Source organism: Bacillus cereus group sp. Bc031, assembly GCF_027716265.1.
In the GTDB taxonomy this organism is placed as follows: Bacteria; Bacillota; Bacilli; order Bacillales; family Bacillaceae_G; genus Bacillus_A; species Bacillus_A paranthracis.
Window position 1 is genome coordinate 1 of sequence record NZ_JAQFUL010000104.1, and the last position, 15159, is coordinate 15159.

Consider the following 15159-nt stretch of genomic DNA (forward strand, 5'->3'; position numbering starts at 1 on the left):
GTTGAATACAGAAATCATCTTCTTGATGCCGCCTAACTTTTTTTAAAATGTCCTTTACAAAGGGTACGGATTATGAAGAGAGCTCCTTTTTTTAGATATATTGATGTTTCAACACAACAGATTGTGTGTTCAATTAAATAGTCATACATGTAAGGTTTAAACTCCTGCTTCCACTACTGTGGAAGCTTTTCTAAATGATGTGCAATATCAATATACATATTGGAGTAAACGGAATGGATTTCATTACTTGGCGTAGCATTAGAAGAGAAGTGGACAATTACCATATTCGCTTTCGGATCGATGTAAAGTGTTTGTCCGTAACTACCTAACACTTCGAAAGCACCTTGTTCATTGTGCGGAATCCACCATTGATTATGATAAGAAATGGAAGCTCCAGGGCCAACTGCAAGTTCACCTTCTTGAACATTTTTTATATCTTCCGTAATAGAAGAAGGGAGAATTTGTTTTCCGTTATATTCCCCGTTATTTAATAATAATTGTCCGAATCTCGCCATATCCCTAGCAGTTGCATTTAAACCAGCGCTTGCTTGTTCAACTTTTGTTTCATCTGTTACGTAATACGCGTTTTCTTCCATACCAATTTGAGACCATATGCGCTCACTAACGTTTTCAGCTAATGATTTACCAGTGATCGTTCGAATAATCCAAGCGAGTGTTTCTGCTGATCCGTTATCGTAAGAAAAATCGGAACCAGGCGGTGCAGTTTCTTCTGCTTCTTGTAACATATCATAAATTTTCATTGGGCCGTCGTAATTTTTACCTCGAGGTAAAATATTGCTCGCTAAATATAGTTGTGCATCTTGATTTTCTAATGCTGGATGTTCATATCCGTGAGTAGGATATTCTACAGAAACTTGCATATCCAATAATTGCTGCAGTGTTGCTTTTCCGAACGGTGTATTTTTTAATTCTTTTATATATGTGTCAGCTGTTTTTTCTAAATCAATACGGTTTTCTTCAGCGAGAGATTGTATTATTGCTCCGGTAAATACCTTTGCTAATGACGCCATACCATGCGGTTCGCTCTCGTTATATCCATTGAAATATCGTTCATAAACAAGTTGTCCATTGTGTACAACGACAAACGCATCTGTTTTGTTATCATCTAAAAGTTTTTTTAGAGGAGTTGTATTTCCAAATCTACGCTCTACAGCAAAATCGTCTAAGTTTTGCAATGCGGTAGAGAAGTGAAAAACGTGATCCGGGTTATTTTTCACCTCGTTAATTAAAGTGAATTCTTTCATATGTGTATACGACCAACGTAAGTACGGATCATCTAACCAATTTTTTTTCGTCACATTATTTTTCGACGGAATTGTTTTATTATGTTTGAAGTATGTAAAACCGAGCCCTGTAATTACAAATATGAATGTGATTATGAGTAAGAGTAGGGGAGATTTTTTAAGTTTCATATCGGTCCCTCCTTTTTATTTCTACTATTAGTATACGCGTCTATTGAAAGAAATACAAAATAAGGAAAGTAAACGGGGAAGTTTACTTTCCTTATTTACGTTAAGCGGATATTTGTCCGTCTGTACGTTGTTTCTTGAATTTTTGTTTTCGTCCGTGTAATCCATAGTATAAAAGTAAAGTGAACGCAACGATAATAGCTGCGATAAAATACATATTATGATAGCTTGATTTCGCTGCGACGATACCTAAAATGAAAGAACCAAAGCCAATACCACTATCAAAGAATGAGAAGTACGTAGCTGTCGCAGAACCACGTCGATGGTTTGGAGCAGCAGAAATCGCAATCGTTTGGAAGCTAGGAATTAATGTTCCATAACCTAAACCGATTAACATACCTGCGCCAAGGAACCAAAATGAAGTTTGTGCTTGGCTTAAAATGAACATCCCAATTGTGAAAATAATGATAGCTGGATAAACAAGTACGTTTTCACCGAAGCGATCAAAAATCTTACCTGTAAATGGACGAGAAATGACAACAACAAGTGCATATAAAATAAAGAAGTAACTTGCAATATCAGCTAAACCGAGCTCTTTTGCATAAATAGGAATAAAGGATAAAATACCACTATAAGAAAAGGCTAAAACAAATCCTGTAAGAGCGATTGGAATAGAAGATGGTTCAAGTAAGTCTTTCCATTTCATTTTTTCTCGTTTTTGTTTGCTTACAGGTGCTTCATGCGGAATATTGACAAGTAGTCCTAATAAAAATGCAAGTAATGAAAATACGGAACAAACGATAAATAATACAGTAAACGAAAAATGAGAAATAATTGTTAAACCTAAAAAAGGACCAATTACCATCGGCAGACTCATAAATACGCCGAAATAGGCAAGTGCTTCGCCTCGTCTATGAGCTGGCGCAACATCTGTGACAATCGTACCAGTTGCAGTTGTTGCCATACCGAACCCAATACCATGTAAGAAGCGAAGGGCTAGTAATAAAAATAAACTTTGTGCACCGAAATACATAACGGTAGCGGCTAAAAATAGTGAAAGTGAAATAAATAATATTTTCTTTCTTCCTAAATCATCGAGCCATTTTCCTGTGAATGGTCGACATAAAACAGATGAAATAAGAAAAACAGTTGCAACTAAACCAATTTCCTCAGGTTTTCCTTTTAGGCCGTCTATTACATAGACGGGTAAAGTAGTCATAAGCATATAAAATGTTAAGAAGAGAAATAGACTACTAAAACAAGTTCCGAGGAAATCCTTCGTCCAAAGTTTCTCACTTTGCATGGTCATCCCTCCAAGTTAATCTAAGTTTTTAATAATTTGTTGTAACACTTGAAATGCTTGATGTAAATCATCTTCGTTAATACCTTCTAGCGTCTTTTCTTCAAAAGTATCAACTTCTTCTTGCCATACCGGAATCATTTTTATCGCTGTTTCTGATAAAGAAATGAGCTTCTCACGGCGATCTTTTCCTTCAGTACGAATAATCCATCCCATCGTTTCCATACGTGTTAACGTACGAGTCATCGTTGGTGATTCAACATTTAAATACTGACATAATTCTGTTTGCGTACAAGAACCAGTTTGATTAATACGGAAAATTACAGCCCATTGCGCACTAAATAACCCAGTGGGAGATACGCGTTCATTAAATTTCTTCGTAAACTTGCGAGAAGTCTGGCTGACAATGTGAAAAAAATGTTGTTTTTCGTCCATGTATGTTGATCCTTTCAAATTAGTTACCTAGCTAACTATATACTTTTTTATTATAATTGTCTAGTAATAGACATGTTGATTTATGTAAAAAATTCTTATAGGTTTTATGTTGCGAACGTATATTCTACGTGCTATTCTTTAAGTAAGTAAAGAATTTTCTTTCTATTTAAATAGAATGGGGGAACTTGTGATGATTAAGCCTGCAACAATGAAGTTTGTTTCACTATCGAACGGAGAAACGATTGCGTATCAGGAAGTTGGAAGGCAAAATGCAGAAATTCTTGTACTTATTCACGGGAACATGACATCGTCACAACACTTTGATTTAGTTATTGAAAAGCTGCAAGATCAATACCATATTTACGCTCTCGATTTAAGGGGATTTGGTCAATCAACGTATAATAAAGCGATAGATTCAATACAAGACTTTGCAGAAGATGTAAAATTATTTATCGACGGGTTAAAACTAAAGAAATTTTCATTAATGGGCTGGTCAATGGGCGGTGGTGTTGCAATGCAATTTACAGCGAATCACTCAACTTTTGTAGAAAAGTTAATTTTAGTAGAATCAGTGGGCATGAAAGGGTATCCGATTTTTAAAAAGGATATAAACGGGCAACCAATCGTATCAAGCTTAGTAAAGACGAAAGAAGAAATTGCACAAGATCCCGTACAGATTGCACCAGTGTTAGATGCGATAAAAAATATGAATAAATTATATTACCGTACAGTATGGAATTTATTAATATATACACATAATCAACCTGAACCAGACCGTTATGAAAAGTATTTAGACGATATGTTAACGCAACGTAATTTCGTAGATGTGAATTATGCGCTCATTACATTTAATATTTCAGATGAACATAATGGGGTTGTAGAGGGAAGTAAGCAAATTCATCATATTAAAGCACCAACACTCGTCATACAAGGTGACAGAGATTATGTCGTACCACAAGTAGTCGGTGAGGAGTTAGCAAAACATTTGCCAAATGCAGAGTTGAAGGTATTAGAAGATTGCGGTCATTCGCCGTTTATTGATTGTTTAGATGTATTTATAAAGCATGTAGAGGATTGGTTAGAACAGAAATAATCCCCGAAATGAAAGGTATTGCATATACTATAACATTGTAGGTAAAAGGGGAGATTATCCATGCATCATCCGTTCTTCATTGCGCATTCTCCATATAATCATCATGTGTATACAAAAATGATGATAGCTCCGCTGTATATGCAAGTTTCACCAGTTGTAGTTCCGTTACAAATACAACAGCCACCAATTGTTCATTCGCATCATTATTTGTATGAAACTGCTTTTTATAAACATCCGTATTTCAAGCAATTCCATAACAATGTGAAAGCACAAGTTTGGGAAGGATAAGAAGCTAAAAGATTCATTCTTTTAGCTTCTTTTTTATTGCGAATATTCGTACACGCATTTGCAGAAACAGTTTATAATGAGAAGTGGAAAGCGTGAGAAGGAGAGGGAAAGGGAATGTCGATACGTTTTACTTTTTGGATTATGGTTGGGATTGTAGCAATCTCGGGTTTGTCACAAGGAATGCTTTTACCAGCCATTGCAATGATTTTTGAACAAGAAGGGGTTAGTTCAAGTATTAACGGTATTCATGCGACAGCACTATACATTGGGATATTAGTGATCTCACCGTTTCTTGAAAAACCGATGCAAAAGTTTGGAATGAAGCCAATTATCGTGATTGGTGGGTTTCTCGTTATTATTTCATTATTCTTTTTTACACAAACATTTTCGTTTTGGGTATGGTTTATCCTTAGATTTCTAGTTGGCGTGGGAGATCATATGCTACATGTCGGAACACAAACATGGATTACGACAACATCGGATCCGAGTAAAATAGGTAGACAAGTATCGATATACGGTGTATTCTTCGGAATTGGTTTTGCCGTCGGTCCATATTTAGCAAGCACAGTTCAGTACGGTCTTGCAACGCCATTTATTATATCTACTATACTTTGTCTAATAGGTTGGCTGTTATTATTACCAACAAAAAATGCATTCCCGGCGCAAGATGAAAGAGAAGTGAAGAGTGAATCATCATTTTCTCGTTATAAACAAGTTGTTGGATTAGGATGGATTGCACTGCTGGGACCACTTGCATATGGCGTACTGGAAGCAATGTTAAACAGTAACTTACCAGTATACGCGCTTCGAAAAGGATGGTCTGTTTCAGAAGTATCCTTCTTATTACCAGCATTTGCAGTTGGGGGCATTATTACACAAATTCCGCTCGGTATATTAAGTGACAAATACGGAAGGGATCGTATTTTAACGTGGACGTTCTGCATAAGTACGGGCATTTTCTTGCTTGCAGCCGTATTTGATCAATATTATTGGATCGTCTTTGCCTGCATGTTGTTAGCGGGTATGGTCATTGGATCGTGCTTCTCGTTAGGACTTGGATTTATGACAGATTTATTACCGAGACACTTATTGCCAGCAGGTAATATATTATCTGGAATTGCCTTTAGTTTAGGAAGTATACTGGGACCTGTATTAGGAGGCGTATTTATAGAAAAAATACAGTATACAAGCTTTTTTATTGCGGTTATGATTATAATGGGAATTCTCGCAATGTTATATATGATTTACATGAAGAATCAATTCGCATCAAGAAAAATAGAAAGTAGGTTAGGGCATGACAAAACAACCTAATAAAAAGAAATTTGAAGTACTCGAAAATGAAACAATTACAGACTGCTTAGCACGTATGGAACAAGAAGGCTACGCACCGTCTCGTCGCATGGAAGAGCCAATCTTTCATGAAGTGAAGAAAGACGGTAAAACAGTAGTTGAACCGTGCGGTAGGAAGATTGTTTTTGAGGGGAAATTGAAGTAATACGTTATATAAAAAGAATGTGCTTTTGGGTACAAGTAAGATAAAACATATGGTCACATAAGAACGCTACTGATTTCAATATCAATAGCGTTTTTATTTTTAACAAATATATAGATCAAAATGAATTTCTGCTTGAATGGAACTAGCAAAATCAATAATGTTTTTTTGTAAATATATCGTGGGTGATTCGTTATTCTCCACTTGAATCACTACCATAAAAAGAAACTCTAAACTATACTTCTTCTTGAGATGTTTTAATTGTTCTGTTTTTCCTTCAAGGGATTGTAGAATAACATGTAACTGATTATTTATATCGTATGATTCTTGATAGCCAGTGCTTAAAGTCCAATTAGTTTCTTTTCTATATAGGGTTTTGGTGGATACAAGATTCGGATTATCACGTCTTGCAACAACATCACCTTTTTTATAAGTTCTTGTAGGCTCGATACTTAGGGCATTGGTAATTGCTTCAACAGGAAACACATCACCCGTTGCACTAAAATAAGCCATAACTTTGGTTTTATCCAGAATGGTTCCTCCTCTATTATTAAGATGTTACTTTTATTACATTATAAAAATTTATGAATGTATTTGCTAGAATGTAAATATGTTTTTTATTGAATTTTGGCGTTGGTATATGAATGATAAAGCTAGATATATACCTTTGTAGGAAAGAACAATGATACAAAAGTAGGATGCTTAAAAATATAAATATTTGTATGATAAAAACAAAATATATTTTAAAAATCAGAATGTAGAGGAGGGAAAATATAATATGATACAAAGCATATATGAAACGCATTTATATGTAAGAAATTTAGAAAAGGCAATAGATTTCTATCAAAATAAATTAGGTTTATCATTAGCAAAAAGACTATCGAAAAGACGAGTTGCATTCTTTTGGGTAGGAGAAAATAAAGAGCAAATGCTCGGGTTATGGGAAGTACATAGTAATGAAAATTTTGAGACGAAACACTTCGCTTTTCGTGTAGATTTAGAGTTTTTAAAGACTTCTAAATTGTGGTTAGAGAAGTGTGGAATAGAGGTAGTAGGGAGTCAGGGGAAAGGAAATGAAGAGCCAATTGTCCAAAGGTGGATGCCAGCTGCAAGTGTATATTTTCTAGATTGTGATGGAAATAAATTAGAGTTTATTTCTATACTAGATGATGATCCAGATGAATTAGAATATGCAACGTATTTAAGTGAATGGAATGCGGAGCGCTAAGAAAAATAAAGTGGAGCTTTAATCAGTAGTGGTTTTACAGCTTTGTATTATGTTAAATAGGTAGGAACAAAATAAAATCCCTCAAGAAAAGGCACGTTCTTGAAGGATTTTTTTATGCTTTATATATTTTATATTGCTTGTAACGTATTAATGGTGTTCACTTTTAGATATTTCAGCGCGTTGAATATAACCATCAGAGAAGCTGAAATAAAGAGAATAGCTTCCTCGATTATATATAAAGCCTTCGCTAGTCATATCCTCTCCGATTAAATCGGGCTCACCAAACCACTCTTTTAATTCATTGATAGGGATATCCATTTTCACCCATATATATCTAGCGTCCCAAGGGTACATATCAATATTATAATCGCCGTATACCGCTGTATTAGGTGCATCACATTCTGTACATGGTGCTTTTTTCAAAACATCAGGCACTCCATATTCTTTTTTTACGTCAGATAGCTCTTTACCCAATGAATTTAATTTAAATGGACCAAACGTCCCATTCTCTAAAGCTGTTGTTAACATTTGTTTCATTTCTTCTTTTGTATTGATGTTGAAATTATAATCTCTGTTTTTTGCTATTGCATTATATAAAAATTGTGCATACTCCTCACGTTTCACAAGCGTGTTGCCATTGTAATTACCTGCCTCATCACCGTAGGATATTCGGTTACTACGTAGCGTATTTACAAATTTATAAGCCCAATGATCTTGAGGTACATCTTTAAAGTTATTTTGTCCTTTTGATTGTAATTGAAATGCTTTTTGTAATACTACTGCCATTTCATACCGAGTTAATGCATCATCTGGACGAAAAGCACCTGTTCCATCACCTGTCATAATTCCAGCTTGCGCAATGGCTTTAATATCCTTTTCGAACATATGATTTTTAATATCGTTAAACATATTGCTCTGTTCATTGTTTGCTGTTAAACCTAAATAACGAGCGATTAAAGAAGTTACCTGGCCTCTAGTAATATGATCCCCAAAACCAAATTTTCCATTTCCATATCCGTTAAAAAGTCCTGCTGCTGCTAAGTAATCAATAGCATCTTTTGACCAGTGGTCCTTTGGTACATCTGTAAATACAGTGTTCGCATTGCCAGCTACTTTATAGTTATTCGTAGTTGTTTGTGCGTTTGCTGTGCCTACCATCGTTGTAGTTACTAGAGCTGCGGTGATTACGAATCCGAAAATTTTTTTAGCTTTGCTTGTTTTCTTACCCATTTGCGAAAGCCTCCCCAGTTTAATTTAACTTTATTAAACATACGTATTACACATATACATTTAATACAATTAAATGTATACATCGCAATTATAACATGTAAATGATGGTTATTTGTTATTCATTTCCTTAATGTGGATAAAATTTCAATAATCTATATGAAACTACAATTTTTAGATAATAAATATTCATTGTTATTTAATTGAAGAAAAATGCGAAACCTTTTTATAAAATATGGAAATGTTAAAACCCCTTTGATAAAATAGCAATATGCAAAAATAATTATTTATAAATTCTCAATGTAATGAATATTCATGTTCAAATATACGAATTTAACTACATAGTTATTGTAATAAAGGAGGAGAAAGATGTTAGATGAATTGTATAATGCTTTTTTAAATGCATCGGGTTTTACAGAAAGCGCGAGGAAACGAGATCAGTATGATACATTACATCATTATTTAAAAGATCAAGAAAGAGAGTTAAAGCAATACATTCAAGAGGCTGAATCAGCGAAGAGAGATTATGAGAGTAAAAGTAATGGCTTAGAAGCAAATAAAATTCCAGCAGTGGAATTTGAACAAAAACGTCATGAAAAGGATGAAGACTTAAATACAGTACTATCCTATTTTAAAAGTGAATTAAGCAATGTTGGATCTGCGATAGGTACAGCTTATGCAAAGTATTTGGAATATAAAGCGAAAGCAGAAGCGGAGAAAGCGTCAGCATACGCTGCAGCGACCAGAGCTTTTGAAGAAAAGAAAAAGGAAATTGAAAAACTTATCCATTAAGTATACAAAGAATGGAGGGAACTAATATGAGTGGTAAAGAGGTTGAAATTATAGGAAGTAACACTGCAAGTGCCATTTCTTACGCACAAAACATAGAGAACGGCATGAAAGATTCTTTAAATCAAGCGAAAAACTTAAAAGCGTACGTTACATGTGCGAAATGGAATGGAAAAACGAGAGATGCCTTTTTAAGTTATCTTGATTTAATCATTCAATATAACTCAGAAATGGTAGAGGCATTTGAAGGACATACGAAAGCTTTGAAAGAGTTAGAGAAAAGTATTCAAACGTATGGCGATATATCGGAAGTAAGGGCGATAAAAAAATTGTGATGGAGAAATGAGGGATAAAAGAATGGGGAAAGAAATGGTTTTTGCACCTGCTGAATTATATGTTCTCGCAGGTGCAGCTGGGGTTACCGATATATTTGGATTGCCAAACCGTGACGTAATTATTTTACTTGATGAAGAATGTGTCACGAAAGCAACTACGAGTTTAAAAGAAAAGGGCTTACTTACAAGTGAAAATGGAATTACCCCTGCCGCTTTTCAAATGATTGAGCTATTAAAAGAATATGAAAATTGTCATGAATACACGAGAATGAATAATCTATTAATGGGCTTTTTGAAAGAGGATAAAGACCGAGTGGCTGTATTAACGGAAATAGAGCCAAATAAAAAATACGAGATCGACTACATACCAAAGCCAGACGTATATTTTTCCTTATTAACACGCATCCCTTTCTTATTGAGAGAACCGAGGGACATAGAAGATACATTTTTCTCAAAGAGAATGACAGAAGAAGAACAACAAACATTTGAGGAAAAAGATTTATCAAATAAAGATGTTATAGCGATAGAAACATATACGAGGCCTCGGAGTAACAGAGGAGGAAAATGGGAATGTTTTTTATATTTCACTGAAGGAGAAGATTTCGTTCAAATTGATGTAGAACGTAATCGGTATGACTGGGTGAGTCTCTATGCGGTAAATAAGAAATTGTATGACGTGTTAAAAATGCCGTATAAAAAATTAATTGACCCGAGACAATTTTCGTTAGGAGGTATTGAATAATGCAAGTATCAATGGGAGATGGTGGTTCTGGTGGTGGAGAAGAAGTATTAGTTAATTTTCAAGAACTACTTGATATAGTAATGAAATTAGAAGATATATATAAAATCCATGTAGACGTCATTGGAACGAATATTGAGAGTTTATTAAGCAGTGATTTTTATCAAAAAGGTGAAGCGATGAGAGTAATTGAAAAATATCCTGATATATTACACAAAACACTTGAATTTGCTGAACACTATTCTAGGTCGGCGAGACTTGTAAGGGTCGCATGTGTAGAAATGCTTGAAAAGGACGAACAATTACGTGAAATATTAAGTAAGTTGTAGAAATCACCATACGGCTGGGGGGATGAAAACGAAATGGATGTGAAATATAGACCTGAACCATGGCAAAACATGGGGGATGGTATGAATCGAATTACAAAAGATGCACTCATAAAATTACAGCGCGCAAATGAATTATTGAAAAAAATTGATGGAAGAATACGAGATTTAGACTCAGATGGCAGTATACATTTTAACCCAAAAGATCAATCGCAAAAAATCGGGGAATTACTTGATAGCTATTCGACATTACAAAGATATTGCGGAGAAGCAGGGCGATTGGTCTCTGAACATATAGATAAACCTTTTTTAGTAGAAATGGATAAATTCGCTCAAAAAATGAGAGATACATCTATTCTCAGTTTCGAAACAGATAACCGAATTGGCTCCACAACAACGACAGTATTACCAGATGCGCACGCAGGGTACGGAAGTGTACCACAAACAATAAAAACAAAAAAAGATAAAATAACAGTAGAAGATATTTTTAGAGATTCACCTGCATTTGATAACGTACTGAGAGAGGAATACAAAGAACTAAAAAAACAAAACCCAGATGCAAAATTAAATTATGAAGAATACAAGAAAGTAGTCCCATCCACACGAGGATTTGAATATAAATCGATAGAAGATGAACAGAAAAAACTAGAAATGGTGCGAGACATAGGAATAGGCCTAGGAATCATCATCACAACAATCCTTTGCCCACCACTCGGAACCGCTGCGGCAGTTGTATACGGCGCTGTACAAATCAAAAGTGGTATCGACGGAGAAGACTGGGGAACACACCGGAAATTGAGCCAAGAAGAGCGGGTAGGAAACATCATTTTTGGCGGATTAGACGCAATCCCAGTTGTTGGAGCAGTAGGAAAAGGAGTAAAAGCATTCAAAGGCACGAGTGAATTAGCTGATTTAGCGAAATTATTAAAATTCAAAGAAGGAATGCCTGGTTTTAATCCAAATTTGGGTGAAAATGTGGTACAATCATTGCGTGATAATAAAGCTATTATGCTTGACCGTTTGAAACTAGCAAGCCTTAAAATGGAGAAATCCGGAAATGAAAAGATGTATCAACTTGGCGAAAAAATAGCCAAAAGCATAGATGATAGGACAGCCAAATCGGCAAGTTTTGAAGTTGACGGAAATGGCTTACTATTATCTAAACAAGGTGGTACAGATTTCCAAAGCTGGGTGAATAAGCATCATACAGAAAGTAATAAGATTATAGATGATAAGATTAAGGGTGTAGAGGCTTCTCTTGCTAGTAAGGGTACGGGTGAAGGTAGTAGGATTATTCCTGGTACTCCGGGTATTGTAACAGGAGGAAATTCAACTAAATTAGGAAAAAATATGATGACAGAAATGGGGCTTAGACGTTCAACTAAATGGAGTGGATATCAAGCACAGCATATTATTCCTTCTGAAATGGCAGATAATCCCGTAATTAAAAAGATAGGTATGAACTTTGATGACTCATCAAACGGTATTTTTTTAAGAGTACCAGATGATAATATAAGTACAATGGCTAGACACAGAGGATATCATTCTGTTTACAATGAAGTAGTTGCAAGAGCATTAAATAAAATGGATATTAACCAAAGTATTGATAGTTTACAAAAGCAGGTATATGATCTGCAAAAAAATTTAAGAAAATTACAGGGGAATGGTTTACCATTGTACCCAAGCCAAGGTGCAACAGTAGAACTTTGGGAAAGAAAGCTAAAACAATTGGAAATACAAAATAAGTAAATATTAGTAAGGTGGTAAGGTGTAATGGAAAATAAAGATATTAGTTTGCTTGAAGAATTACTTTATAATACAAATAAAGAGGATACAATTAGCCGAATAAAGAATATAGATAATCCAATACTCCTTCATTGTTTTGCAGCAAATTATAATTGGAATAGTGGATTTGATATACCAAATGCAATTCTTGAAAACAAAGATTGTGACTTAGGAACGGGATTACTAATGTTTCATTATGCAGATGGATATCGATTATTAGAAAGTCCGGAGGAAGTTTCGAATTCTCCATTACAAGAATGGAAGGTTTTTATATTAAAACTTCAAAATAAAATTATGAATTTGGAGTTTAAAACACAAAATATATCATTTAGCCCTGAATTAACAAAAATTCAAATATTCAAGTTGAAAAAAAGGAACCCAAGTATTTCAGATATTCTTATTAATGAGTCACCAGGAAATATAATTGATATTCCTAAAATATAAATAAACATTAAAAACTCATTACAGTAAATAAATGAGTTTAGTTATAGTGATTTTATAAAGCTTACTATACTAAATTATATTTTATGTACGAATATGATAAAGTTCGCGGTGCTAAATTTAAATACGCATAAGTATATATGAATAAAAAATAAAGTATATGTGAAGTAGATAGAAAAAATAAAAGGGTTTTTGAAAGTATGTACTCCATGATGGTTGTACCATCATAGAGTATTATGTACAATGATAGAATAGAAAATAAAGTACGAGCTTAGGCGAGATGACATTTTATCGGGCGATAAATATAAACACATGGAATGTATATGAAACTAACGAACTCGTACAAACTCGTAAGTTTTAACATAGTATTTGTTATGAAGTATAAAAAGTGTCATATTGTTACTACAAAACTTATAAATTTATGCTGCTTAAAAACAAATGAACTTAAAGCGCTTGATTGTCTACGAAAGACAACAAGCGCTTTTTTATTAGATAGGCATGTTATAAATGTTTAAAAATTATTTTTATGAATTAAGGTTAACAAAAATTACTAGTATTATATAATTGAAAATACATTAGCAAAAGGTGCGGACTCCGTAACCCCATTCGTTAAAGGTGTAGAAATACTGCCAGATGGAAGTGTCGTTAGAACTGGAACGAACTATAGCGGGAAATTCCAAGAAGCCCATGATGCCTCAAAGGCGAGTATTCAGAGTAGGATCTCGAATTTGGAGAGTGGTGGGGTTAAGGGTACGGGTAAAGGTAGTAATGCAAAACCCAAAAAAGTTAAACTAACTCCAGAACGAGAAAAATACTATCGAAAGAAAATAGATGAAGCTGAGGCTCAGGCTCAGGGAGAGTATAAAGTAGCAAATGATATTAGATATGAACGTCATTGTGAAGAAACGATCCCACCTTTAGATCGTGAAAAATGGGATGTTAGGAATGAGAATCTAAAAAAAATCACAGAGTGTGGTAGGGAAGAAGAAATAAAAGGAAGAAAAGCTTTAGGAGAACATCTTGACCGTAAGCTAGAGAACAATAACCTTGGCAAGGTTGTTACGTATACATCCAGTGAAGGGCATCTTACGCGTCCAGATAGTATAGGTCGTAATGCTAAGGATGAAATCGATTTAGTTCATGACCACAAACACAAAATAAGTGACAAAGAACACGTTATTCATAATGACAGTCAAATGCGAGCTGAAAGAGAGATGCTCGAAGATAAAAATGGAAGTCATATTGTGACAATATCAAGTGATAAACCCGATTTGAATGGAATTCCTCCTAAACCAAGACCAAGTGGGCCTTTAGGAGAAAAGAGTGAGATTTACTATACTGACCTAAGTAGTGGAAAAGTGACTCATAAATGGGAGGGCAATTCACGTTTACCTGGTGGAGGGCGATGGAAAAAACTATGAATAAAAATTATTATGTGACTATATTTTTTAGTATTAAGGAGGATATACATGAAACCTGATTTTTTCTCAATTACAATGTATCCTACAGTATCTTTTAACGAAGAAGAAGTATTAGGTCGTCTTTTGGATGTGTTTGAGTCAAATGAAAAATTTGCTCCTACTCATTGGGGTAACAGTGAAATGGTACGAGTAGAATATAATCGTCAGGAAATCCTGGAAAAAGTAGTTTCAGAGCATAAAGTATCAGAAGTTTACCTTTATCGTGATAAATCGGTGAACTATAGTGGGAGTTTTGAAGTTAACTGGAGTCATCGCTCATTTTTGAAGTTTGAGTTTCATAAATCGATACCTAAAAAATTATGGCCTGCTTTTTTTGAGTTATCTGACCAAATTGCAGAAATTGCGAAACCAAGTTATGGAGTAACTCAAATTTTTTGGCCTTTATCATATCCGTGGAATACCGAACGTGAACGATTACAAATGTGGATGGAAATATCTTCCCAACCAATACCAGTTAGGTTTCTTCCTAACGGTCCCTTAGGGGTAGGGGCTAGAACATACTTTAGCGGTCATATTTTAGAAATGTTTGATAAGGAATTATTACAAAATAGTCCAGCTGTGGTATCTGAGCTAGATTGGGGTGGCCTTTGTATTGATATTTTAAATAATCCATTAGAGAGTGATAGTGATACATTACTTGATAATTGGCTACAAGTAATGAAGTATTTGGAACCAGCACAAGTAATGGCTATACCAAGTTTTCATGAAAGTCGAATGGTTGTAACTTATTCTCCAAATATTGCTTGGAAGGACTATCTGAAAAGCTAAAT

General features: G+C 34.6%; 19 protein-coding genes. 14 read left to right on the forward strand and 5 right to left on the reverse strand.

The genetic code is table 11. The features are described from left to right. Window positions 1–173 precede the first annotated feature (173 nt). From PDQ33_RS25485 to PDQ33_RS25495, 3 genes are all read right to left on the reverse strand, one after another. A complete protein-coding gene (locus PDQ33_RS25485; protein WP_061130535.1) occupies window positions 174–1433 on the reverse strand; it encodes a serine hydrolase domain-containing protein in 1260 nt (419 codons plus the stop codon). Window positions 1434–1533: 100 nt separating this feature from the next. Then, window positions 1534–2733, reverse strand: a complete 1200-nt coding sequence (locus PDQ33_RS25490) for an MFS transporter (protein ID WP_001190334.1) — start codon at window positions 2731–2733, stop codon at window positions 1534–1536. A 15-nt stretch (window positions 2734–2748) separates the two neighbouring features. Next, a complete protein-coding gene (locus tag PDQ33_RS25495) occupies window positions 2749–3165 on the reverse strand; it encodes a MarR family winged helix-turn-helix transcriptional regulator (RefSeq protein WP_000343680.1) in 417 nt (138 codons plus the stop codon). A 175-nt stretch (window positions 3166–3340) separates the two neighbouring features. Here PDQ33_RS25495 and phaZ point away from each other — a divergent pair, with 175 nt between their 5' ends. The 4 genes from phaZ to PDQ33_RS25515 all read left to right on the forward strand — a co-directional run bounded on the left by phaZ (window position 3341) and on the right by PDQ33_RS25515 (window position 6041). Beyond that, window positions 3341–4258 (forward strand): intracellular short-chain-length polyhydroxyalkanoate depolymerase, encoded by a 918-nt coding sequence (gene phaZ / locus PDQ33_RS25500; protein WP_142243818.1) that lies wholly within the window; start codon window positions 3341–3343, stop codon window positions 4256–4258. Between the two features lie 60 nt (window positions 4259–4318). Continuing rightward, window positions 4319–4546, forward strand: coding sequence for a hypothetical protein (locus PDQ33_RS25505; protein WP_000546480.1), 228 nt, complete (start codon window positions 4319–4321; stop codon window positions 4544–4546). Window positions 4547–4660: 114 nt separating this feature from the next. Next, window positions 4661–5857, forward strand: coding sequence for an MFS transporter (locus PDQ33_RS25510; RefSeq protein ID WP_074543637.1), 1197 nt, complete (start codon window positions 4661–4663; stop codon window positions 5855–5857). Continuing rightward, on the forward strand, window positions 5841–6041 hold the full coding sequence (locus tag PDQ33_RS25515; protein ID WP_000166303.1) for an NETI motif-containing protein: 201 nt from the start codon (window positions 5841–5843) through the stop codon (window positions 6039–6041). Before PDQ33_RS25510 ends, PDQ33_RS25515 begins: the two co-directional genes overlap by 17 nt. 99 nt (window positions 6042–6140) lie before the next feature. On the opposite strand, the gene PDQ33_RS25520 is transcribed toward PDQ33_RS25515, so the two are convergent. After that, window positions 6141–6551, reverse strand: a complete 411-nt coding sequence (locus tag PDQ33_RS25520; protein WP_061130538.1) for a DUF4279 domain-containing protein — start codon at window positions 6549–6551, stop codon at window positions 6141–6143. Window positions 6552–6816: 265 nt separating this feature from the next. Between PDQ33_RS25520 and PDQ33_RS25525 the strand changes: the two genes are divergently transcribed. Beyond that, entirely contained in the window at window positions 6817–7266 is a 450-nt protein-coding gene (locus PDQ33_RS25525) for a VOC family protein (protein ID WP_061130539.1), read from the forward strand. Between the two features lie 147 nt (window positions 7267–7413). Here the strand turns inward: PDQ33_RS25525 and PDQ33_RS25530 are convergent, their stop codons facing one another. Next, window positions 7414–8496, reverse strand: a complete 1083-nt coding sequence (locus PDQ33_RS25530) for an S-layer homology domain-containing protein (protein WP_061130540.1) — start codon at window positions 8494–8496, stop codon at window positions 7414–7416. 366 nt (window positions 8497–8862) lie between these two features. On the opposite strand from PDQ33_RS25530, the gene PDQ33_RS25535 reads away from it, so the two are divergent. From PDQ33_RS25535 to PDQ33_RS25575, 9 genes are all read left to right on the forward strand, one after another. Further along, window positions 8863–9285 carry a hypothetical protein gene (locus PDQ33_RS25535; RefSeq protein ID WP_270394227.1) on the forward strand — a complete coding sequence of 141 codons (423 nt, stop codon included), beginning with the start codon at window positions 8863–8865 and terminating at the stop codon, window positions 9283–9285. 26 nt (window positions 9286–9311) lie between these two features. Continuing rightward, window positions 9312–9617, forward strand: coding sequence for a WXG100 family type VII secretion target (locus PDQ33_RS25540; RefSeq protein ID WP_000014540.1), 306 nt, complete (start codon window positions 9312–9314; stop codon window positions 9615–9617). 22 nt (window positions 9618–9639) lie between these two features. Further along, entirely contained in the window at window positions 9640–10359 is a 720-nt protein-coding gene (locus PDQ33_RS25545) for a DUF5081 family protein (protein ID WP_000514132.1), read from the forward strand. Further along, on the forward strand, window positions 10359–10685 hold the full coding sequence (locus PDQ33_RS25550; RefSeq protein WP_001198193.1) for a hypothetical protein: 327 nt from the start codon (window positions 10359–10361) through the stop codon (window positions 10683–10685). Before PDQ33_RS25545 ends, PDQ33_RS25550 begins: the two co-directional genes overlap by 1 nt. A gap of 33 nt (window positions 10686–10718) precedes the next feature. Continuing rightward, window positions 10719–12431, forward strand: coding sequence for an AHH domain-containing protein (locus PDQ33_RS25555; protein ID WP_080501215.1), 1713 nt, complete (start codon window positions 10719–10721; stop codon window positions 12429–12431). Window positions 12432–12455: 24 nt separating this feature from the next. After that, window positions 12456–12911 (forward strand): DUF4274 domain-containing protein, encoded by a 456-nt coding sequence (locus PDQ33_RS25560; protein WP_000428102.1) that lies wholly within the window; start codon window positions 12456–12458, stop codon window positions 12909–12911. A 320-nt stretch (window positions 12912–13231) separates the two neighbouring features. Further along, a complete protein-coding gene (locus PDQ33_RS25565; RefSeq protein ID WP_071743237.1) occupies window positions 13232–13423 on the forward strand; it encodes a hypothetical protein in 192 nt (63 codons plus the stop codon). A gap of 48 nt (window positions 13424–13471) precedes the next feature. Then, window positions 13472–14329 carry an ADP-ribosyltransferase gene (locus tag PDQ33_RS25570; RefSeq protein WP_071743235.1) on the forward strand — a complete coding sequence of 286 codons (858 nt, stop codon included), beginning with the start codon at window positions 13472–13474 and terminating at the stop codon, window positions 14327–14329. 48 nt (window positions 14330–14377) lie between these two features. Next, window positions 14378–15157 (forward strand): hypothetical protein, encoded by a 780-nt coding sequence (locus PDQ33_RS25575; protein ID WP_061130542.1) that lies wholly within the window; start codon window positions 14378–14380, stop codon window positions 15155–15157. Window positions 15158–15159 lie beyond the last annotated feature (2 nt).